This is a genomic window from Bradyrhizobium sacchari, assembly GCF_002068095.1.
Taxonomy (GTDB): Bacteria; Pseudomonadota; Alphaproteobacteria; order Rhizobiales; family Xanthobacteraceae; genus Bradyrhizobium; species Bradyrhizobium sacchari.
The window spans coordinates 136577-158371 of the sequence record NZ_LWIG01000063.1 but is presented as its reverse complement, the minus strand read 5'-3'; the positions used below and the strand labels follow the sequence as shown (position 1 = coordinate 158371).

Here is a 21795-nt window from a genome sequence, read left to right as displayed (position 1 = left end):
CCGCCGCTCGAATTGCTGCGGCCGATTCCGGCGGTGGCATGGATACCGCTGTCGATTCTGGTCTTCCCGTCGTCAGAGCTCTCGATGATCTACATCACCTTCATCGGTGCGCTGTTTCCGATCGTGCTCAATACGGTCCACGGCGTTGCAAATGTCGACCGCCGGCTGGTTGCCTCCGCCCGCAGCCTGGGTGCGGGCGAGTTTTCGATCCTGACGGAGGTGGTGCTGCCGGATGCCGCGCCCGGCATCGTCACGGGCCTGGCGATCGGCATGGGTACCTCGTGGTTCTGCCTCGTCACCGCCGAGATGATCTCGGGCCAGTTCGGTATCGGCTACTACACCTGGGAGGCCTACACGCTCCAGAATTATGCCGACATCATCGTCGGCATGCTGATCATCGGCCTGCTCGGCATGGGATCGAGCTGGCTGCTGACGACGGCCGGCCGGCTTCTGATGCCCTGGCGCAACCCGAAGGTGGCACGATGAACATCCGGGTCGCGGATATCGGCACGAGCAGCGTCGGCCATATCGACATTGCCGATGTCTCGATTTCTCTTGGCGAGGGAGACGATGCGTTCGAGACGGTGAGGGGGCTCGGGTTCGCGATCGCGCCGGGCGAGTTCGTCTGCATCCTTGGCCCCTCCGGCTGCGGCAAGTCGACGCTGCTAGGTGCGCTGGCCGGGCATCTGCCGGTCACGGCTGGCCGGCTCATGCTCGACGGGCAGAATATCCAGGGTCCGAGCCCCGATCGCGGCATGGTGTTTCAGCAGCACACGCTGTTTCCCTGGAAGCGTGTTCGCGACAATGTCGCCTTTGGCCCGAAGATGCGCGGCCTTGCGAGGAGAGAGCGCGACCGCGCTGCCGACGCGATCCTGAAGCTGGTCGGCCTGTCCGGATTCGAGGCGTTCTATCCTGCGCAACTCTCGGGCGGAATGCAGCAGCGCGTCGAAATTGCGCGGGTTCTGATCAATCAGCCGCGGGTGCTGCTGATGGACGAGCCCTTCAGCGCGCTTGATGCGCAGACGCGCGGCATGATGCAGGAGGTCCTGCTCGACATCTGGAGTAAAATTCCAACCACCACGGTCTTCGTCACCCACGATATCGACGAGGCGCTATTCCTCGCGGACCGCATCGTCGTGATGAGCGCGAGGCCCGGTCGGGTGATCGAGGATATCGTGCTGCCCTTTGCACGACCGCGAAACCACGAGCTCCTGACTGAACCCGAATTCGTGCGCCTGAAGCGGCAGGTCATGCAGCTTCTGCGGCGGCCGGAAGGATCCGAGCCGCTGGCGCGGCTCAGCCCGCTCGGCGTGGCATCCTAAAACACCCCGCTCGCCGCCAGCGCCTTGCAGACGTGCTGCATCTCGGTCTCGTCGGCGACCATGTCGAGCATGATCGTGGTCAGGCCCTTTGCCGCGAACGCCTTCAGCTTCGCGCCGATCTCCTCGTAGCTGCCGACGAGATAGGGGCAATCGGCCTGGAAGGTCAGGAACGGCAGCAGCCAGTAGCCGTTCTCCAAGAGCTCGCCGCTTTGCCACTCATATAGCCGCCGCTTCCACACGGAGTCGCTGTTCTCGACGGTGAGCGCGAGCAACTCACGGTCATCGGCGTTGTCGCGGAAGCGGGCCTTCGCCGCACGGCGCGCTTCCTCGCGGCTGTCGCGCGCGAAAACTCCAAAATTCATGCCTGATACGTCGAGGCCGCAATCGAGATCGGGCGGCAGCATTTGCATCTTGATGCAGCTCGTCTCTTTCGCCACGCGCTGCGCTGCGTCCGATTGGCCGGCGATCAAGAATTCCGGCATCAGCTCCGCCGGCAGGCGCGGACAAAGCTGCAGGTTGCTCGCGCGGTAGAACCGGCCCTCGATGGTCACCGGCCGCGGGCTCGAGAGCAACTGGCGCATCAGCGCCACGAACTCGCCGAGCCTGACATAGCGGTCGGCATGGGATTGATCGTCGCCGAGGCCCTGCAGGTCGCTGACCGCGGTTCCCGTGATCATGTTGAGATAGATCTTGCGCCCATAGAGCTGCGCGAGCGACGAGACGAATTTCGCCGCCGTGAACGGATGCATGTAGACCGGGTTGAGGGCGATCAGCGGCGAACTCCGCGTCGTCTTCGCCATGATGTGCTGGGCCATGGCCCAGGGCTCGACGAACACGTCGTTGCCTTCGAACAGCAAGATGCCTTCGCTCCGCCACCCGCATCAGTTCACCGACATATTGCTTGGGATCGCGGTTGCGCGAGATCGCGGGAAAGACGCGCAGCCGCGAGGTCGTCATTCAGCCGCTTCCTGGAGCGGCCAGGCATTGCGAGTGATGGGAAGGCCGCCGACGGCGCGCGAGCCGTCGGCGATCGCAAGGCGATGCGAGGGAGAGGGCGAGCACAGCGAGAAGCGCCATCCCGAGGGATCATCGGCGATATCAGGCTTGAATCTGATCTCGATGGCCTCGCGCGAGACCTGCATCGCGAAGGCGTCGAGCGGCAGGTTGAGCCCGAAGCCCTTGGCCTTCAGATAGGCCTCCTTGAGCGTCCAATAGTCGAAGAAGCGCTCGATCGCCGCCGGCTCCGGCAGCCTGCGCAGCGTTTCGACCTCCTCCGGCGCAAAGAAGCGATCCGCGGTGGAGAGCGGGGCGACACTCCGTGACACGGTTTCGACGTCGACGCCGACCGCCTCGTGCCCGGATACGACGCAGGCAACGCAGCCGTCGGCGTGGGACAGGCTGAAATGCAGCGCGGTCGAGGTCTTGGGCGATGCAACAAACGGCCGTCCATAGCGGCCAGCCCCGAAGGACCAGTCGGTGGGAGCGACATTTGGCGCGACCTGGGATAGCGCCAGGCGCAGCATGGCATGCGCGAAAATATATTGCCGCCGATGCCGCTCGAACTTGAAGCGGTCGGCGCGGATCCGTTCGTCGACCGAGAGCAGCCGTCGGCACGCATCGGCTGCGCCCGGCGCGTCAATGGTCGCGATCAGTCCGACAAACAGTTCAATTCTGTCGTCTGCCATCAATTGGGCCTTTGGCGTCAGGCAGAGGCTACATCCCCGGCTCTGACGGAAGAATCAACTGAGCAAGAATCAACCAAGCAGACCGGTCTTAGCGATCCACCCAGGCAAATTCTTGTCGATTTGCAGGCCGGTTTACAGGCGCAAGCTTGTGCGAGACCCCAACTCGACGAGCGAGCCGCCCAATTTCAAAACCGGAGGCCGAAAATGAAGCCTGAAGATTCGTGCGGCGTCCCTGCCGACTAGTCTTACTTTTTCTTCTTGGCCTTCTTCTTCGATCCGCCCAGCATCGAAAGGCTGGCGTCGACGTCCTTCAGCGCGGATTGGAGCTTCTTCTTCTCGTCGGTCAGCAGTTTTTGCAGGGCCTTGCGGTCCTTATTGCTCAACGAGGTGCCCTTGGTAAATTTGATGAAACCCATAACGCACTCCCCCGGTTAAAAATAATCGTCCAAATCAAATCGCGAGAATAATCTTGCGCGGTGGCGCCAAAGAATCAAGATGCAACTCGCCCATGCACAGCTTTGACGAGTGAACCTGTATTCGCCCTCGTGTACGGCCGGTCATGCCGCCTTGCGCGCGAGCAATTGGCCGAGTCGTGTGCCGGGTTGGTCGACGGCCGCCTCCAGCAGCGCGACGAGATCCGCCATCCAAGCTTGGACCGTACCGCCGTCGAGCAGCTTGCGCTTGTAGTTGCATGAACCGGCGATTCCGGTCGGGCGCTCCTTCAGCATCAGCGACAGCCAGGTCTGGTCGATCGGCAGCACCGGCTGGCCCTCGCGCGCGACGTTTCCGATCGATTGCACCGCAATCTCCGGCAGATCGAGCGGCTGGCGCAACGGATTCTGCAGCGTGAAATAGACCTGGAGCAGCGCGGCCGGGTCGATCCCCTCCCGCTCCAGATGGTCGGCCAGCATGTTGAACGGCAGCTCCTGCCGCGCATGCGCATCGAGCACGCTGTGGCGTACCCGGCTCAGGGCCTGCGCGAACGACAGTTCCTGCGTGATTGTCGTGCGGACGATCACTGTGTTCTCGAACGGGCCGACGATCCGGTCGGTGTCCGGCTGGGCGCGATTGGCCATGGCGGTGGCGACCGAGATGTCGGTGCGGCCGGTCCGCGCCAGCAGCACGGCCTTCAGCCCGGTCAGCAGGCACATGAACAGCGTGCCGTTGTGCTGACCGGCGAACGCGGTGAGTCGCGCAATCAGATCGGGCTCGAACCCGATCGGATGGTGCCCGGTGGACGCGCCGGGGTCCGCCTCGCCGTCGAAGATCGGGGCCGCGCCGCGCAGATTCTCCGTCCAGTCGGCGGCCTGGCGGCGGGCGGCGTCGGTGCCGCACCACCAGCGCTGCCAGCGTGCAACATCCGAAAAGGCCGGCGGCGGCCTCAGGAGCGGCGCCGCGGGGCGACCGCCCAGCGCCGCAAAGCGGCTGGACAATTCCTCGAACAGCACGCCGATCGACCAGCCGTCGGCAATGGCATGATGCAGCGTCAGCAGTAGCACGTGGTCGTCCGCATGCAGCCGCAACAGCCGCGCCCGCAATAATGGCGGCCGCGCGATGTCGAACGGGGTATAGGCCTCCTGCTCGATCAGCAGATCGATCTTTCGCAGTTCGAGCGCCTTGCGCCGCTTGTTGTTGTGCGCCCGACCGTCGCCGATAACCTCGACGGTGAGGACGGGCCCGAGCTCGCTCGGGGTGGCGATACGGCTGACGGGCTCCTCGCCGTTCCAGCCGAAGCCGGTCCGCAGCGATTCGTGACGGCGCACGATGTCGCCGAACGCTTGCGCGAGGATGTCGGGATCGAGCGGGCCATCGAGCCGGAAGGCGAACGGCAGATTGAACAGCGGCAGTCCCGGCAGGTTCTGTTCGATGCGAATCATCTGCTCCTGCGCGATCGACAGCGTTGGCGGGCCGCTTTCGATCGGCCTCGACGCGCTTGCGGCAGGCCTGTGCGGTTTCGCTGCTACGGCCTCGTCGACCCGACGGGCCAGCTCCTCGACCGTCGGCGCCTCGAAGATGGTCTTGATCGGCAGCGACACGCCGAGCGCGCGGGCGACGCGCGCCATCGCCTGGCCCGCCAGCAGCGAATGGCCGCCGAGGTCGAAGAAATTGTCGGTGACACCGAGGCTCTCGACTTTGAGCAGGTCGATCCAGATGTCGGAGAGGACCTTTTCGGTGAAACGCCGTGCCGGCACGGCTGCATCCGGCGCGGAGGTTTCCTGCTGTGTGGGCGCCAGCAGGGCGGTCCGATCAACCTTGCCGTGGGCGTTGAGTGGAACCCGATCCAGGAACAGATAGGCGGACGGGATGGCATGACCGGGCAGCCGGCCCTTCAGGAATTCGCGCAGATCGCTGGCGCTGACCCGGCTGCCGGGCCTCGCGACGATATGGGCGATCAGCCTGACATCGCCGCTCGCCTCGCGGCGCGGTTCGACGATTCCGGTGCGCACGTCAGGATGATCGCCAAGCGCGTTCTCGATCTCCTTGAGCTCGATGCGGTAGCCGCGGACCTTGACCTGATGGTCGGCGCGGCCGAGGCATTCGATCGTGCCGTCGGTGCGGCGGCGGGCGAGGTCGCCGGTCCGGTACAGCCGGGAGCCTGCCTGGCGCGAAAACGGATCGGGCAGGAAGCGCTGCCGGCTCTGCGCGGGATCGTTGACATAACCCCGGCCGATTCCGGCGCCGCCGATGCAAAGCTCGCCGGTCACGCCGACCGGCTGCGGTTGGAGGTTGGCGTCGAGCACGTAGAGCTGGGTGTTCGGCAGCGGCGCGCCGACCGGAACGTTGCCCGTCGCGATCGCCGGCGCCCTGGTCAGACGATGCAGCGACACGTCGTCGGCACATTCCGAGGCGCCATAGGCATTGATCAGCGGCACTTTCGGGCAACGGCCGAACCAGGCGCGGCAGAGATCAACCGGCAGCGGCTCGCCGGTCGAGATCAGGATCCGTAACTTCGCGAAGGCACGCCGGACTTGCGTCTCGTCCATGCGATCGAGGATCACACGGAGCAGGGAGGGTACGATCTCGAGCACCGTGATGCGCTCGCGTTCGATCTCCCGCGCGAGCAGGATCGGGTCCTGCACGGTCGCGCTATTACAGATGTGGACGCGCGCGCCGACCATGGGGCCTGCGAGGAACTGCCAGACAGAAATGACAAAACTCTGCGGCGCGGTCTGCGCGACCACGTCCCTGGCCGACAGCTTCAGCTCGGCAATCAGAGACGCCAGATGGTTCGACAGGCCGCGCTGCTCGATCATGACACCCTTCGGCGCGCCGGAAGAGCCGGACGTATAGATGAGATAGGCAAGGCTCGAGGCTGCGCGCCGCACGGCGCGAGCCGCCTTGGTCGCCCCTGGCGCGACGGTGTCGTCGAGTTCGGCCACCTGGATGCGCTCGACCAGCGGTTCGAGCAGCGCCTCGACCATGCCGGATTGGGCGCGCCCGGTCAGGAGCACGCGGGCGCAGCTCGATCCGAGGATCGTCGCCAGCCGCGCTGTCGGCTGGTCCGGATCCAGGTTCAGGAACGCCGCGCCCACGCGCTGCACCGCGATCATGGCGGCGAGCAGATCGGGGCCGCGATCGGCGAGCAGGGCGACCACGGTCTCGGGCCCTGCGCCCTCGCGCAGGAGCCAGCGCGCGATCGCCTGGCTGCGGCGCGCCAGCTCGCGATAGCTCAGCGATGCGCCTCTCCCGGACACCGCGATCGCGTTCGGCGTCTTCTTCGCCTGGCGCTCGAAGCGTTCGCTGAGATTGCCGAGCGCGGCGAAGTTGGCCGGCGCGCCGTGGCCTTTCGCAAGCAGCTGCCGGCGTTCGGCCCTGGTCAGCAGCGGCAGGCGCGAGATGCGCTGTTCCGGATCGGCGATGACGGCCTTGAGCAGCGTCTTGAACTGCGCCGCCATGCTTTCGATCGTTACCGCGTCGAACAGATCCGTCGCGTATTCGAAGAAGCCGGTGAAGCGCCCGTTGGCCTCGACCAGTTCGAGCGTGATGTCGAAGCGCGCGACCTTCGGGTCCACTTCCAGCCGCCGGGTCGACAGGCCTGGGAAGCGTGCCGCCTCGATCGAAGCGTTCTGGAGGATGAACATGATCCGGAACAGCGGATTGCCGTCCGTCCGTCGCGCGACCTGCAGTGCGCGCAGCACCTCCTCGATCGCGAGATCCTGGTTGCGATAGGCGTCCAGGGTGACCTGCCGTACCCGCCGCAACATTTCGCCGAAGCTCGGATCGCCGCCAAAATCGTTTCGCAGGATCAGGGTGTTGGCGAACAGCCCGATCAGGCGCTCGCTCTCGATCTGGTTGCGGTTGGCGATCAGCGATCCCGTCGCGACGTCCTCGTGCGAGGTGTGGCGGAACAACAGGCACTGAAAGACTGCGAGCAGGGTCATGAAGGGCGTGACGCCCTGGGCCTGGCTCAGCGCGCGGACGTCGCCCGAGAGGGGCGCGGAAAACTCGAAATAGTGACGGGCGCCAAGACCGCTCCAGATCTCCGGCCGTGGCCGGTCGGTCCGCAGCGGCAGTGTGGTGACGCCGTCGAGCTGCGCCCGCCAGTAGTCGAGCTGCTCCTTGGCCGCTGGCGTCTCCGCCCAGCTCCGTTGCCAGAGCGCGAAGTCGCGATACTGGAAGGTGGGCGAGGGCAGCGCCGCCAGGCCCTTCCTGTGTGCCGCGGCATAGTGGGCGGCGAGCTCCTCCCAGAACAGCCGCTGCGACCAGCCGTCGGTGACGAGGTGATGGACGTTGACCACCAGCGCGTGGTTCGTCTTGTCGAACGACAGCAGTGTGACTCTCAGCGGCGCCTCTTGCGCCAGATCGAATTTGTGTTGCGCGAGCTTGAGCGCCTCACGCCGGATGATGGTCACCCGCTTGTCCGCAGGGCACGGCTTGAGCTTGATCCGATCGAACCGCGGCGGGGTTTGCAGCACGCGCTGCGCCGGCTCGCCCTGCCGTTCGATGAAGACCGAGCGTAGCGCCTCGTGGCGCACGCAGATCGCGGTGAGGCTTGCAGAAAGCGCGGCAACGTCGACCGGGCCTTTGAGCATTGCGATCTCGACGACATTGTAATTGTAGCGTGTCGGATCGAGCCGCGAGAGCAAGTACATCCGCTGCTGCTGGAACGACAGCGGCGAGTCCGCTGCCGGCACCGCGGCCTGGCGCCAGGCCGGCAGCGCCGCGTCGCGATGGCTTGCTGCGGTCTCCAGCCGGGCCGCAAGCGCTGCCACCGTCGCACAATCAAAAATGTCCTCGAACGAGAAATTGACGTTGAAGCGTTCGCGCAGGCGCGAGCGCATCTGCGTCACCGCGAGCGAGTCTGCGCCGAGCGCGAACACGTCCTGGTCGATGCCGACCTGCGGCAGCTCCAGCAAGCCGGCCCAGATCGCGGCGAGCTGCGTCTCCAGCGCATTGCGCGGCAGGCGCGTCTCGCCGGCATCCGCCGACTCCGCGATCAACCCGGCCAGCGCGTTGCGCTTGACCTTGCCGCTGGCGCCCTTCGGCAGCGCCGCCACGCTGCGGATCAGGCTCGGCACCTTGTAGGCCGCGAGACGCTTCCGCGCGAACTGGCGCAGCTGGTCCGAAGTCGCCTCGGAATTCGGCCGCAGCACCACGACGGCGGCGACATTCTCGCCGAGCTTGGGGTGCGGGACGGCGAACACGCCCGCCTCCAGCACCGCCGGATGGCCGAGCAGCACGTCTTCGACCTCGAGCGGCGAGACCTTCTGTCCACCGCGGTTGATGACGTCCTTGATGCGGCCGACGATGAAGAGATAACCGTCTGCGTCGAGATAGCCGAGATCGCCGGTCCGGAACCAGCCGTTGCGGAACGCGGCCTGCGTCGCCGCCTCGTCATTATAGTAGCCACGGGTCATGTTCGCCCCGCGCAGCATGATCTCGCCGTGCTCGCCGCGCGCGAGCGCACGGCCAGCTTCGTCCATGATCGCGATCTCGGGCCCGGCGGCGCGGCCGACCGATCCGACCTTGCGCAGCTCGAACGAATTGGCCGCGATCTGCGAGGCCGCTTCCGTCATGCCGTAGGTCTCGAGCACGGGAACGCCGAATGTCGCCTCCAGTCCGGCAAGGATCGCGGGGGCGAGCGAGGCCGAGGCGGAGCGGATCACGCGCAGTGATGAGGCCCGTACGCGGTCGGGGTTCGCTTCCGCCGCCGTCAGCAGCGCGCGATGGATGGTCGGCACCGCCGTGTACCAGGTTGGTTGCAGCTCCCGCATCCAGCCGAAGAAGGACAGGGCGTCGAAGCCGTCAGTGCAGATCACGCTGGAGCCCGCGGCGAGCGCGGTCAGAAGCCCGGAGATCAAGCCATGGGCGTGAAACAGCGGCAGGACGTTGAGCAGGCGATCATGGGACGTGAGCGACAGCACGTGGCCGGCATTATAGGCGGAGAGGCACACGTTGCGATGCGTCAGCGGCACCATCTTCGGCCGCGCCGCCGTGCCCGACGTCAGCAAAATGAACGCATCGTCGTCGCCGCGCGAGGCGCCGCTCGTGTTGGCCGGCCCGACGGTCGTGCCCATGAACGTGCAGCCGCCGAGATCGTCTCTCGGCCCCGGCGCGAAATCGATCACCGCAATATCGAGCGCCTTGGCGACATCACGACTGGGTGAGTTGATGTCGGCTCGGGTGACGAGCGCCGTCAGCTTCAATTCGCTGAAATAGCGTTGCAGCTCGTCGGCCGTCAGATCGGGATTGACGGGGATGCAGGCACAGCTCGAGGCGACCGCGATCAGAGCCAGCGCGCTGTCGGCGCCGCGCGGCAGCGCGACGGCGATCCGGTCCGTTGGCGCGATGCCGAGCCCGCGCAGCATGCGCACGAGATCCTGTATCCGTTCGCCCAGCGCGCCGTAGCTGAGGGCCGGCCGGCCAGGGGCCAGCAGGGCGGGCGCCGCAGGAATCCTGCGGGCGTAGAAGTCGAGAACGCCGCCGACATGGGAAAAGATCTTGGTTTCGAGGCCCGCGCCGACCGATCCCGCTCCGGATGCAATGTCCGACAATGCCATTCCCTTTTGATCCGATTGAGCTATTCTTCTCAAGAGTTAGAGAACGCGTCCAGTCTGAGGTGAAGTTCGGCCCCCAAAATCTGTGGTTGAGGGGCCCAAAGCCCTTCGACGGAATGATGGTCGGGCAGAATCACCATGCTGGAGAATGAGCCAAGCACGGCAACCGAAGGCGGGCTGAAGCGCTGGCTCGAGGGCATCGGTCTCGGTCACTATTCCGATCTCTTCGCGCAGCACCGCCTCGATCTCGACGTCATGACGGATCTCACCGAATCCGATCTGGTCGAGCTCGGATTGCCGCTTGGCGATCGCAAGCGGCTCCAGCGGGCCATGGCGGCGCTGTTCCAGGCTGAAACGGCGCAACCGCCGGCCGCGGCGCCACGCCCGCAGGCCCGGGCGGAGGTTGGTGCCGAACGGCGCCAGCTCACCACCATGTTCTGCGACATGGTCGATTCCACCTCGCTCTCGGTGCAGTTCGATCCGGAAGACGTGCGCGACATGATCGCGAGCTTCCGCGAAACCTGCGTCCGCGTGGTCAGGCACTACGAGGGTTTTGCCGCCCGTTTCGTCGGCGACGGCATCCTGGTCTATTTCGGCTATCCGACCGCACATGAGGACGATGCCGAGCGCGCGGTGCGCGCGGGGCTCGAGATCGTGCGGGTGCTGTCGACCGCGCGCGCGATCGAGCCGCGCGGTGCACTCAGCCATTCGCCCGCTGTCCGCATCGGCATCGCGACCGGTCTCGCGGTGGTCGGCGATCTCGTCGGGCAAGGCACCGAAGAGCGCGACTCCGCGGTCGGGGAAACCGTCAATCTCGCGGCGCGCTTGCAAGCGCTGGCACCGCCCAACGGCGTCGTGATCTCCGCCTCGACACAGTCACTGCTGAAGGGCAAGTTCGACTACCGCAATCTCGGCGTCCATGCGCTGAAGGGCATCGCGGAGAAGGCGCAGGCCTGGCACGTCGTGCGCGCCACGCGGGTGGAGACCCGCTTCGCCGCGGCGATGGGCGCGCGGCTGACGCCGCTCGTCAACCGCGAGGAGGAGATCGCGCTGTTGATGGGCCGCTGGCAGCAGGCCAAGGATGGCGACGGCCAGGTCGTGGTCAAGTTCGGCGAGCCCGGCATCGGCAAGTCGCGCATCATCCAGGAAATCTTCGAGCGGATATCGGGCGACCGGCATGCGCAGGTCTCGTTCCAGTGCTCGCCCTACTACACCTCGACAGCTCTCTATCCGTTCGCCGAACAGCTCAAATTCGCCCTCGGCCTCGACCGCGAGGATGCCTCCGCGCTGTCGCTGGCGAGCCTGGAGACGGCGATCGCCGCCGCGCATGGCGACGTCGAGCAGGTCGCGCCCCTATTCGCCGCGTTGTTGTCGATCCCGACCGGGGGCCGCTATCCGCCGCTCGAGCTGTCGCCGCAGCAGCAGAAGGATGCCACCGTCACGGCGCTGGTCAGTCACTTCCTCGGCCTGGCGCGCGAGATGCCGCTGGTGATCGCGTTCGAGGATCTGCACTGGATCGACCCGACCTCCCGCGAGGTGATCGACCTGCTCGTCGACCGGGTGCAGAACCGGCCGATCCTGGTCATCATCACCGCGCGCTCCGAGTTCCAGCCGAGCTGGAACGCGCATTCGCATATCACCACGCTGGTGCTCAACCGCCTGAGCCGGCAGCTGCGCACGACGCTGGTCGAGCGTGTCGCCGGCAGGGAGCTGCCCAAGGAGGTCGTCGAGGAGATCATCGTCAAGACCGACGGCGTGCCGCTGTTTCTGGAAGAGCTCACCAAGACCGTTCTGGAATCCAATCTCCTGACCGAGCGGCATGGGCGCTACGTGCTGTCGGGCCCGTGGCGGCAGCTGGCGATCCCCGCAACGTTGACGGATTCGCTGATGGCGCGGCTCGATCGGATGGGCCCATTCAAGCGGATCGCGCAGATCGGCGCCACCATCGGCCGCGAGTTCTCCTACGAGACGCTTCAGGCCGTCGCCAACACTCCGGCGGAACAGATCGAGGCCGCGCTCAACCATCTGGAGGAGGCCGGGCTGGTCATGCGGCGTGGTCATCCGCCGGATGCGCTCTACTCCTTCAAGCACGTGATGATCCAGAACGCCGCGCATGCGAGCCTGTTGCACAGCGAGCGCCGCAAGCTGCATGCGCGCATCGCGCAGGTGCTTGGCGAGATGTATCCGGAGAAGACCGATCGCGAGCCGGAGCTCTTGGCCCATCACCTCACCGAATCAGGCCAGAGCGAGGGCGCCGCCAGCTTCTGGCTCAAGGCCGGCAAGCAGGCGGCCAGGAGCGGCGCCAATCTGGAGGCTATCGGCCATCTGCGCCGGGGCTTGAACGTCGTGCAGGCCAATGCGCGCATGCAGGGGGCCGACGAGATGGAGCTCGAGCTGCGTATCGCGCTTGGCAACGCGCTGATCGCCGCCAAGGGCTATGCGGTGCAGGAAGTCGAGGAGAACTACATCCGCGCGCTCGAGCTCGGCCAGCAGCTCGGCGACGACGAGAAGGCCTTCGCTGCGACCCGCGGTCTCTGGGTCTGCCATTTCATCCGCGCCGATCTCAGCCGCGCGCACGATCTCAGCGTCGAGCTGTTGAAATTCGCCAAACGCGAGCGGCTGAACCAGCGGTCGCAACCGGCGCAGCAGACCGGCTATCTGATCGAGGCGCACCGCTCGATCGCGATGACCATGCTCTACCGCGGCCGTTTTGCCGCCTCGCAGCATCATCTGCATCGCTGCATCAACCTCTACAGCGCCGATCTGCATTCCGATCTGATGGAGCGCCACGGCACCGATCCCGGTGTCGTCTCGCTGTCCTATCTCGGCTATCTGCTCTGGTTCCTCGGCCGGCCCGACGCAGCGCGCCAGCACAGCGAGCAGGCGATCGCCAATGCCGAGAAGATCCGACATCCTTTCACGCTCGCCTTCGCGCTCGTGTTCGGCGCCTATCTCTGCCAGCATTTGCGCGACGTCGAGGGCACGCGCGATCACGCCAACCGCGCCATGATCATCGCGACCGAGCACAATTTCCTGCACTGGAAGCAGCAGGCCGCGATTCTGCGCGGTTGGGCGCTGACGCAGCTCGGCGAGGCCGACGAAGGTCTCAGCCAGATGCGCTTCGGCCTCGATGAATATGAGGCGATGGATTCCTGGCTCGCCGGGTGCTGGTTCCGCTGCCTGCTGGCGGAGGCGTATGCCAAGGTCGGGATGCGCGAGGCCGCCTTGCGCGCGCTGGACGGCGCGCTCGCGACCGCGCGGCGGACGGGCGATCATTCCTACCTCGCCGAAGTCTATCGCCTGCAAGGCGAGATCACGCTGTCGGATGGCGATCCGGCTTCGGTGCAGGAGGCCGAGGATCTGTTCGGCCAGTCGTTGGAGATCGCGCGCAAGCAGGGTGCGTTGTCCTGGGAGCTTCGCTCCGCCGTCAGCCTGGCGCGCCTGTGGCACCAGGCCGGCAGGCGTGAGCACGCACGTCTGCTGCTCGTGCCGATCGTCAACAAGTTCAGCGAGGGTTTTTACACGCCGGACCTGAAGCAGGCGATGCAACTGGTCAAGGAGCTCGATACGGACGCGCCGGTTCGTGAACAGGCCGATGCGGCGAGATGAGCGATCTTGCCGCCGCGCGTGCCCGCTACGTCGCGATGATTGCAAAGCGTGAGAGGATTTTCTCAAAGCGTCTGCTCGACGCGCTCGCTGCCGTTCCGCGCGAGGATTTTCTCGCCAGGGGCCCTTGGCGTATCAAGAGCGAGGCGGCGCGCAGCTATCGGTTGACGCCGGATGCCGATCCCGTTCATCTCTATGACAATGTGCTGGTCGCGATCGACGCGCGCCGCAAGCTCGACACCGGCCTGCCGAGCCTCTGGGCGCATTTCATCGACGTGCTCGACATCAAGGAGAACGACCGTGTCCTGCAGATCGGCTGCGGTCTAGGCTATTTCTCCGCGATACTGTCGAAGATGGTCGGCCCCAAGGGGCGCGTGCAAGCGATCGAATGCGACGAGCGTCTGGCATCCCGCGCTGCGAGCTTCCTTCATGCCTATGCCAATGTCGAAGTGGTGCATCGTAATGGGCGCGAGCTGATCGATGAAGTCGCCGATGTGATCATCATCCATGCCGGCTTCCCGCATCCGCATCCGCTCTGGCTGCAATCGCTGCGTCCGCGCGGGCGCCTCCTGGTGCCGCTGACCCAGCGCGACCGCGAAGGCGCGGTGATCAAGATCACGCGGCGGCCGAAGGGCTTCGAGGCCGAGGCGGTGCAGCCGATCCGGATCTTCCCCGGCCAGGGCCGCGGCATGACCGCGCTCGACGACCGCGTCGCCGATTGGTGGCAGCGCGCCTCTGCCCTCGCGCCGCTGCGCTTCCGCAGGCTCGATCAGGGGCTGCCGTCGGATGGCTAATTCTTCGTTTCATTTTACCTTGATTCCGCTTGTGAGTTTCCAGCATCTCGCAGTGCGGCTATGAGTGCAGCCTGATGGCCATTCGAGCGCGCCCATGCATTCCGTTGCCCTGCTGACTGCGAGCTATGCCAAGGATATCGAGCGCTTTTCGCTGCTCTGCGAGAGCATCGACACCTGGCTGACGGGATACACGCGGCATTATGTTTTCGTTAACGATGAGGACGTGCCGCTGTTCGCGCGGTTCGGGTCCGACAAGCGCGTCATCGTTCCGGCCTCGCGGTACTTGCCGAAATGGCTGTTCGCGCTGCCGCCGGCGCTCCAGTTCATCAGCAAACGACGCGTCTGGCTGTCGCTGCTGTCGTCGCCCGTGCACGGCTGGCACATCCAGCAGATCCTGAAGATCGCCGGCGTCCTCAATGCGCCCGAGCAGCGCGTCTGCATTCTGGATTCGGACAATCTGTTCTTCCGCGAATTCGACGTCGGCCGGTACGCCGGCGGCGAGAAGACGCCGCTCTTCGTCACGCGCAAGGGGATCGATGCCGAGCACCCCCTGCATGTGCTGTGGCTGCGCACCGTCGATCGGCTTCTCGGTGTCGAGCAGCGCTCGTTCCCGGCCGACGACTATGTCGGCAACGCGCTGGTCTGGGACAAGGATACGGCGCGCGCGATGACGGATGCCATCAAGTCGGCAACGGGCCTGAGCTGGGCTCTGGCACTGTGCCGGAAGAAGAAGTTTTCCGAGTATCTGCTTTACGGAAACTTCGTCGCCAGTTCGCCGAAGCATCTGGCCGCCCATCGGGTGACGGAAGACAGCATCGCGGTGTCGCACTGGGACGACACGCGCCTCGACCGTCCGGCCATCGAAGCGATGATGCGCGTAGCTTCCCCCGGGCAGGTCGCGCTCTGCATCCAGTCCTATTCGTCGACCTCGATCGAGGACATCCGCGACGTCTTCAGGCTGAGCTCGGCTGACAGACGCAGTCCGGCCCTGGCTCCTGATCAGATCGGGGACACACAAACGTTCGAGGCGCCGAAGGCGCGCTAGAATCAAACGTCCTTCGTGAACTTGCTGATGACGTCCATGAACGGCTTCGGCTTGAACTCGCCGTCGAGCGGCAAGGGGCGGTTCGGCTGCTTGTCCTTGCGGGCGAAAGTGCCGTTGATCCAGCTGTAGCGATCCGAGAGGCCCCAGGTCAGGATCGAGCGCACCGGGCCGCTGGCCGAGACGGCCGTCAGCAGATCGTCGACCCGCTTGGCGACGATCGCATCGCGCTCGCCGGGACTACCCGTCAGCTTCTGATCGTCGACGTCGAGCTCGGTGACGAGCACCTCGAGCCCCCAGGAGCGCAGCTCGGTGACGAATTCGGCAAGGCCATGCGTGTCGATCTCGAGCTCGGCATGCAGATGCGATTGCAGTCCCACCGCGTGCAGCGGAATGCCCTGGTCGAGCAGCTCCATGATGAGGTTGCGATAGGCCGCGCGCTTCGCAATGAAAGAATCCCTGGCGGACTCGATGTCGTATTCGTTGATGGCGAGCTTCACGTATGGATCGGCTGCGGCCGCCGTGCGGAACGCCAGCGGAATCCAGTTCTTGCCGAGATGCTGCGTCCAGAACGTATCGCGCCGGTCGGCGATCCCCTTTGGATTGTCCGGGATCGGCTCGTTGACGACATCCCACGACGTCAGCTTGTCCTTGTAGTAGGACACGACGGTGCCGATGTGGTCGAGATAGGCGCGCTCGATGCCCTTGGCATCCTTGATCTGCTTGGTCCAGTCCGGAATGTCGTGATACCAGGCGAGGGTGTGTCCGCGCATCGTCAGATCGTTCGCCCGCGCGAAGTCCAGGATCGCATCGGCGCGCTCGAAGGCAAAGGTGTGGGCGTCCGGCCGCAGCATCGGCCATTTCAGCTCGAGCACCGGAACCACCTGAGTGCAATAGGTGCTGATGGCCTCGCCGAGCCTGGGATCGGCCTGCAGGTCCCAGAGCGTGGCCGCCGCGCCAAAGCCCTGACGTCGCTGGGCGAGCTTCGAGGCCGGCAATGCTGATGCGGAGGCGCCCGCCGCAAGCGTTGCGGCGCTGCCGAGGAGAAATTGGCGTCTGTCGAGCCTGGTCACGCGTGGTTCTGCATCACGGCTTCTGCGATCTCGTAATAGTGAAGCGCGCCCTTCTCGAGCGTCAGGTTCTCGGTCACATAGTCGCGCGGCGCGAAGTCGGCGGCGCCGACATGCGACCAGAACTCGTCCCACGTGGAGATGAAGCCGGCCGCATCGTTGAACGTCATGCCGCAGCGTGCGTCGAAATACGGCACGGACGAGACGCCGCCTTCGTATCTCACCTTGTGCGGAAAATACTTCGGATCCTGCCACGGCCCGCCGCGATCCCACGCAAAGACGGGAACGCCGCTCGACAGCGCCTGCTGGCATGCGATGCCCTGGCTCTCGTGCTCGCACAGGAAGATCATGCTGCGGCAACGCGCCAGTGCCGCCTTGTAGTCGTCTTCCTTGTAGTGACCGTAGCGGATCACCTCGACCGTACGGCCGCTGGCCTCGAGATGTCGGCGGATCGGTTCGATCAGCTCGGCCGCATATCGTTCGTAATCCCAGCGAACCTTGTCATAGAGCAGCACGTCCACGCTCTTGTGGTCCGCCGGTGTCGGCGTCCACAGGTCGGTGTCGATGCCGACGGGCCAGGCGTCGACATGGGGCCAGTGCGGGCGGAACATGTCGGCGTACCATTTGCACGGCACCAGCACGCGCTTCACCTGCAGGTCCTTCAGGTGCTCCGGAGCATCGACCGGGTGATCATACATGGCGACGCCGAGCAGCAGCGGATTCTTCCACTTGAACCAGTCGAGCACGAACGTCCGCCCGATGATGCAGGCGAGTTCCTCCGGATGCTTCCGAATGTAGCGATAGTCGTTGATGCGATAGCGGATACCGAGCCGGTCGAGGCCCGCGCACAGATTGAGAAGCACGCGCCGCTGCCCGCTGATGAAGGACTCGCCCTTGACCAGCCGCCGCAGCAGCGGCCGGATGTGGCGGTCGCCGGGAAGCCAGCGGTCGTCCCGCTCTTCGAAAAAGAGGTTGAGGACCATCCTGTCGCGCCCCTGCGTCCCGAAATCCGCCGGAACCAGCGGAGCGTCGGTGCCGCTACGCGGCGAGGAGGCCGGCTGCGCCCGTGTTCGTTCGGCAACGTCCATGTCAGTCACGTCCACGCATCGGAAGGATCGGGCGACCTTTTGATATCATTGCTTCTTTTCCGTGATCCCGCCGGTCCCCACAAGGACAGGGCAAACTTAACGCTAACGCGCGATAACCGCTGACACGTTTCATTCGCGATCCGATTTGCAGGCTTAAGCGGCTATCCTGACCGGCGCTGGCGGCGCAGTGCGGATGCCGCAGCAAAGGCCAAGTGTTTTAACGCTCCGTTAATCCTCGAGACGCCGCCGGTCCCGTGCTCGCATGCTGAACCGCCATTTCTCCATTTATCTCGTCGCCTACATCCTGCCGGCGGCGGTGGGCTTCTTCGCGGTCACGGCCTACACGCGGCTCCTGAGCCCGGCGGAGTACGGCGTCTATGTCGTCGGCATCAGCCTTGCCGGCATTCTCGGCGCGATCTTCTTTGCCTGGATCAAGCTGTCGGTGTCGCGCTATCAGGCGATGTCGGCGGAGGTGGACTTTCGCGGCACGGCGATGGTCGCTTTTGGCCTGACGGTCGCGGTGCTCTGCGCCACCACGCCGCTGGTGTTCCTGTTCCGCAGCGACGTCAGCGCCGAGCTGCTGCTCGCCAGCATGTTCGTCGCGGTCATGGCCAACGCGGTCGATGTCGGCCAGGAGTTCGAGCGCGCCAGGCTGCGTCCTTATCGTTTCGCCGCGATCTCGATCGTGCGCAGCGTTGCGAGCGTCGGCTTCGGCCTCGCGGCAATCTGGCTCGGCTGGGGCGGCCTGGGCCTGCTCGCCGCGTTCGGCCTCGGCTCGCTCGCCGGCATCATTCTCAATCTCGTCGGCGACCGCACCAAGATCGCGCGCTTCCAGCGCAGCCAGTTCGTGCAGCTTGCGCGCTACGGCCTGCCGCTGACGCTGGCCGGACTTTCGGTCGCGCTGTACTCGAGCTGCGACCGTCTCATCGTCGCTTATCTGCTCGGCAAGGACGCCGCCGGCATCTTCGGCGTCGCCGCCGACCTGCCGCGCCAGTTCATGGTGATGATCGCGTCCAGCGTCGCTGCGGCCACCGTGCCTCTGGTGTTCCGGTCTCTGTCGGAGAACAACAACGAGACGACGCGCGAGCGGTTGACGGAGAGCCTCGAGCTGCTGCTCGTCGTCGTCGCTCCCGTCGCGATCTGGCTGGCGCTCGCAGCCGACCAGGTTGCAGGCACGCTGGTGGGCGCGGATTTCCGTGCCGGCGTGTCGGCATTGCTGCCGATCCTGGTGCTCGCCCGCTTGTTCGGCATCGCCAACCAGTTCTATGTCCAGATCAGCTTTCAGCTCGCCGAGCGGCCCTTCATGCTGGCGGCGCAGTCCTTCCTCACGCTGGTGGTGAGCGTGACGCTGATGTTCGCGTTAGTGGCGGGCTACGGGATCCATGGTGCCGCGCTGGCGACGCTCGCGACCGAGGCGATCGGTTTCGTCGTCGCGGTCGCGCTGATGCACCGCGCCCATCCCGTGCCGTTCGACGCGAGCCGCCTCGCCGGTGTGGCCGTCTCCGCAGCCGTGATGGCGGGCGCGATCCTGGTCGCGCGCGCGCAGGTCAATGGCACTGGCTTCGTGGCGCTGACCATGGTGAGCCTTGCCGGTGGGCTCGCGTACGCGGCAGCGGCTTGGCTGCTCAATGTCGCCAATGTCCGTACCCTGTCGCTCCGTGTCCTGCGGCGCTTCAACCGGAAGGCGCTGGGCGTCTAGCCTGCCGCCGCGGGCTGCCCTGACGTTTGGTGAGCTGCTCCGCCGCCAAGCCCGGACATTCTGCCGCAGCGGTGGACCGCCAGCTCCGGACCTGCCACGGCCCAAGCCGCCCTTCCGCCCGTACGGACCGTCGTATATGACAGATTTGGCGCCGGAGCGGGCCGAATCTCGCCACAGACGGAACGTATGGCGGCTGTGATTTCTTAATTCAGAGATCGCAAACTGATATTTGACCGGCACGCGCGGACTGGCATTTCGACCGAGGATGGCATGAAAAACCTGATGACAACGGCGCAATCTACCGTGGCGATGCGGCGTTGGGGGCCTCCCGGGGTTGTGACGCTCGCGGCGATCGTCGCATTCGCGACGCTGGGCCCGGCCTCCGCAGCCAAGCAGGCCCGCCAGGCGGCCGAGGCGGNCGCCGCGCGAGGCGGGCGAGCCGATCATGGCCGTCGTGTCGATCAAGAGCCAGCAGGTCACTTTCTATGATGCCGACGGCTGGATCCTGCGCGCGCCGGTCTCGACCGGCACCACGGGACGCGAAACGCCGGCCGGCGTCTTCGCCATCGTCGAGAAGGACAAGGACCACCACTCGACCATGTATGACGATGCCTGGATGCCGAACATGCAGCGCATCACCTGGAACGGTATTGCGCTGCATGGCGGGCCGCTGCCGGGCTATGCCGCCTCGCATGGCTGCGTGCGCATGCCCTTCGGCTTTGCCGAGGGCCTGTTCGACAAAACCAACATCGGCATGCGGGTGATCATCTCGCCGAACGATGCGGCGCCGGTCGATTTCACCCATCCCTCGCTGTTCGTGCCGAAGCGCGACGCCATCGTGGCGGCGCCGGGCCGCATCGACAAGCTCTCCGCCGAGGCCGAGGAAGCCACAAGGGCCGCCGACGAGACCAAGAAGGCAGCGGCCGCTGCCGCGAAAGAGGCGGCCTCGCTGCCGGCATTGCTGCGCAAGCTCGAGCAGCAGAAGGCCCGTGCCGACGCCGAGCTCGCCTTCGCCGACAAGACGCTTGCCAATGTAAAGACCGATCAGGCCCGCGCCAAGGCCGACGAGCTGAAGCAGAAGGCGGCCGCGAAGGCCGCCGATGCGACGGCGCAGCTCGATGCCGCCAAGACCGCCGCGCAGCCGAAGCGCGACGCGGTCGCCGCGACGAAAGAGGCGGCGAAGGTGGCCGCGGCGAAGAAGGCCGACGCGGTGAAGGCCGCGACCGATGCCAAGCTCGCGCTGGAGCCGGTCTCGGTCTATATCAGCCGCGCGACGCAGAAGCTCTATGTGCGGCGGAACACGCACAAGCCGGCGCCGGACGGCGGCGGCGAGGTGTTCGACACCAGCATCGAGGTTCCCGTCACGATCCGCAATCCCGACCAGCCGCTCGGCACGCATATCTTCACGGCGATGGCGAAGACCGACACGGGCCTGCGCTGGAGCGTCGTCACGATCGACAGCGGCGACGATGCCAAGAACGCGCTCGACCGCATCACCATCCCGCAGGAGGTGTGGGATCGCATCGGGCCGACGGCGCTACCACGCTCCTCGATCATCATCTCGGACGAGCCGCTGAGCAGCGAGACCAACTACCGCACCGAGTTCGTCGCAGTGCTGAGCAACCATCCCCAGGGGGGCTTCATCACGCGCAAGCCGACCGCTCCGCCGATGGACGTTGCCAGCGACGACGGCTGGGACAATGGCGGCAACGGCTTCGGCTTCTTCTTCCAGCAGCGCGATCCGTACGCGCAGCCGGTCAACCCGCGCCGCCAGCGCGGCGGCCAGTACCAGTACTATCAATCGACGCAGCCGATTCAGCGAAGCTGGTGGTAAGGCTGCGACAAAGTTTCGATTACGGCCGCGCGGTGATCACCAGCGCCTGAATTTTGGCTTCGACGGGGCCGGGTCCGTGACGGGTCCGGATCTCCTCGGCAAGAGCGTCCGTCGCAGCCTGAAGCTTGCTCGCGTCTCTGGCCTCGATCTCGTTGCGCAGCGGCGTTCCCTGGCAATAGGCGAAGGCCACATATTCGGGCGTGGGCGCGCGGCTCACCGCGGCAAGCGTTTCGATCGAAATGTCGCGGAAACCGGCTTGCTCCAGGTCGGCCTTGATGACGGCCTTGTCGTGATAGCCGTGCGGCGTGCGCGCCATGAAGCGGGGCGGATCGTCGGGAAAAACCTGTCCGAGCACGCGTGTCGCGTCATCGGCGAACACGTTCTCCTCGATACGGTCCCAGACGTTGAACACAAAGGTGCCGTTCGGCCGCAACACCCGCTTCGCCTCTGCGTAACCCTTGACGCGATCCGGAAAGAACATCACGCCGAACTGGCAGCAGACCACGTCGAACGTGGCGTCGTCGAAGGGCAGGGCGGTGGCGTCCGCCTGGCGCCAGCTCATGCGCGGGTCCTCGCCCTGGCGCTGCGCCGCGACCGCGAGCATCGGTTCATTGAGATCTGTCGCAACATAACGGATGCCGGCTGGTAGCGCCGCCG

At 65.7% G+C, this 21795-nt stretch carries 13 protein-coding genes and 1 pseudogene; 7 read left to right on the top strand and 7 right to left on the bottom strand.

Annotation, left to right across the window (positions count from 1 at the left end; all coding sequences use genetic code 11):
- On the top strand, positions 1-486 hold a 486-nt coding region (locus A5906_RS45775; protein ID WP_245327130.1), incomplete at its 5' end, for an ABC transporter permease.
- Positions 483-1322 carry an ABC transporter ATP-binding protein gene (locus A5906_RS38130; RefSeq protein WP_080140241.1) on the top strand — a complete coding sequence of 280 codons (840 nt, stop codon included), beginning with the start codon at positions 483-485 and terminating at the stop codon, positions 1320-1322. The genes A5906_RS45775 and A5906_RS38130, both read left to right, overlap by 4 nt.
- Here A5906_RS38130 and A5906_RS38125 read toward each other — a convergent pair.
- The 4 genes and pseudogenes from A5906_RS38125 to A5906_RS38115 form a co-directional block, all read right to left on the bottom strand.
- Positions 1319-2279, bottom strand: a pseudogene (locus A5906_RS38125) (LLM class flavin-dependent oxidoreductase). The gene A5906_RS38130 and the pseudogene A5906_RS38125 overlap by 4 nt on opposite strands.
- Positions 2276-3007 carry a 4'-phosphopantetheinyl transferase family protein gene (locus A5906_RS38120; protein ID WP_080140240.1) on the bottom strand — a complete coding sequence of 244 codons (732 nt, stop codon included), beginning with the start codon at positions 3005-3007 and terminating at the stop codon, positions 2276-2278. Before A5906_RS38120 ends, A5906_RS38125 begins: the two are co-directional and overlap by 4 nt.
- Before the next feature lie 245 nt (positions 3008-3252).
- Complete coding sequence (locus A5906_RS43425; RefSeq protein ID WP_165425301.1) at positions 3253-3423, bottom strand: hypothetical protein; 171 nt, start codon at positions 3421-3423, stop codon at positions 3253-3255.
- A gap of 141 nt (positions 3424-3564) precedes the next feature.
- On the bottom strand, positions 3565-10008 hold the full coding sequence (locus A5906_RS38115) for a non-ribosomal peptide synthetase (protein WP_080140239.1): 6444 nt from the start codon (positions 10006-10008) through the stop codon (positions 3565-3567).
- A gap of 135 nt (positions 10009-10143) precedes the next feature.
- On the opposite strand from A5906_RS38115, the gene A5906_RS38110 reads away from it, so the two are divergent.
- The 3 genes from A5906_RS38110 to A5906_RS38100 all read left to right on the top strand — a co-directional run bounded on the left by A5906_RS38110 (position 10144) and on the right by A5906_RS38100 (position 15450).
- Positions 10144-13614 carry an ATP-binding protein gene (locus A5906_RS38110; protein ID WP_080140238.1) on the top strand — a complete coding sequence of 1157 codons (3471 nt, stop codon included), beginning with the start codon at positions 10144-10146 and terminating at the stop codon, positions 13612-13614.
- The gene (locus tag A5906_RS38105; RefSeq protein ID WP_080140237.1) at positions 13611-14405 is read left to right on the top strand and encodes a protein-L-isoaspartate O-methyltransferase family protein; all 795 of its coding nucleotides are present in this window, start codon (positions 13611-13613) and stop codon (positions 14403-14405) included. Before A5906_RS38110 ends, A5906_RS38105 begins: the two co-directional genes overlap by 4 nt.
- A 94-nt stretch (positions 14406-14499) precedes the next feature.
- Entirely contained in the window at positions 14500-15450 is a 951-nt protein-coding gene (locus A5906_RS38100) for a DUF6492 family protein (RefSeq protein WP_080140236.1), read from the top strand.
- 2 nt (positions 15451-15452) lie between these two features.
- Here A5906_RS38100 and A5906_RS38095 read toward each other — a convergent pair whose 3' ends face one another.
- Together A5906_RS38095 and A5906_RS38090 are read right to left on the bottom strand one after the other, a co-directional pair.
- Entirely contained in the window at positions 15453-16520 is a 1068-nt protein-coding gene (locus A5906_RS38095) for an endo-1,4-beta-xylanase (RefSeq protein ID WP_080140235.1), read from the bottom strand.
- A complete protein-coding gene (locus A5906_RS38090; RefSeq protein WP_080140234.1) occupies positions 16517-17605 on the bottom strand; it encodes a glycosyltransferase in 1089 nt (362 codons plus the stop codon). The genes A5906_RS38095 and A5906_RS38090 overlap by 4 nt, the downstream gene beginning before the upstream one ends.
- Positions 17606-17867: 262 nt before the next feature.
- On the opposite strand from A5906_RS38090, the gene A5906_RS38085 reads away from it, so the two are divergent.
- Positions 17868-19304, top strand: a complete 1437-nt coding sequence (locus A5906_RS38085) for a lipopolysaccharide biosynthesis protein (RefSeq protein ID WP_080140233.1) — start codon at positions 17868-17870, stop codon at positions 19302-19304.
- 419 nt (positions 19305-19723) lie between these two features.
- Positions 19724-21138 (top strand): L,D-transpeptidase (locus tag A5906_RS38080; RefSeq protein WP_245327129.1); only part of this gene is annotated, 1415 nt, incomplete at its 5' end.
- Between the two features lie 19 nt (positions 21139-21157).
- On the opposite strand, the gene A5906_RS38075 is transcribed toward A5906_RS38080, so the two are convergent.
- Positions 21158-21795 (bottom strand): class I SAM-dependent methyltransferase (locus A5906_RS38075; protein ID WP_245327128.1); only part of this gene is annotated, 638 nt, incomplete at its 5' end.